At 42.0% G+C, this 533-nt stretch carries 1 protein-coding gene and 1 pseudogene; both read left to right on the top strand.

Annotated elements, in window-relative coordinates:
- Positions 1-178: 178 nt before the first annotated feature.
- The gene (locus VJL_RS26325; RefSeq protein ID WP_005398409.1) at positions 179-463 is read left to right on the top strand and encodes a type II toxin-antitoxin system TacA family antitoxin; all 285 of its coding nucleotides are present in this window, start codon (positions 179-181) and stop codon (positions 461-463) included.
- Positions 460-533 (top strand): annotated as a pseudogene (locus VJL_RS28495) (type II toxin-antitoxin system RelE/ParE family toxin); the annotation flags it as partial. The gene VJL_RS26325 and the pseudogene VJL_RS28495, both read left to right, overlap by 4 nt.

Below are 533 nucleotides of genomic sequence, written 5' to 3'. Positions count from 1 at the left end.
TAACGCCCAATTAAGGTGTGAGGCACGCAATACGATGCTCCCGCATACCACCTTAATCACTAAAACCAACGCATAGTAAAAATGCCACGCGTGCCGAATCACTCTTAAATTGTTTGTTAGTTGCCCATCTCAAAGCCTAGTGCTAACATTTGTACACACACCAACAAAGGAATACATCATGGACACTAGAATTCAATTTCGTGTTGATGAAGAAACAAAACGCCTAGCTCAACAAATGGCTGAGAGCCAAGGTCGAACTCTAAGTGATGCTTGCCGTGAACTTACTGAGCAACTCGCTGAACAACAAAGAAAAACATTATCTCACGATGCATGGCTAACTGAACAAGTAAACCTAGCATTTGAGAAGTTTGACTCAGGAAAATCCGTTTTCGTTGAACACCAAACGGCTAAGTCTCGAATGGAAGAGCGCAAAGCCAGAATCCGTAATCGAGGTAAGCAATGATTTTATGGGAAGAAGAGTCACTTAATGATCGTGAAAAGATCTTCGAGTTTCTCTATGACTTCAACCCTGA

Origin of the sequence: Vibrio jasicida CAIM 1864 = LMG 25398, assembly GCF_000400365.1 — a bacterium.
Lineage (GTDB): Bacteria > Pseudomonadota > Gammaproteobacteria > Enterobacterales > Vibrionaceae > Vibrio > Vibrio jasicida.
This window is presented reverse-complemented; position numbering and strand designations above follow the sequence as displayed.

What these genes read in the sequence shown, in the direction of transcription:
- VJL_RS26325 (WP_005398409.1), top strand. Translation starts at nt 179, where the DNA reads ATGGACACTAGAATTCAATTTCGTGTTGATGAAGAAACAAAACGCCTA.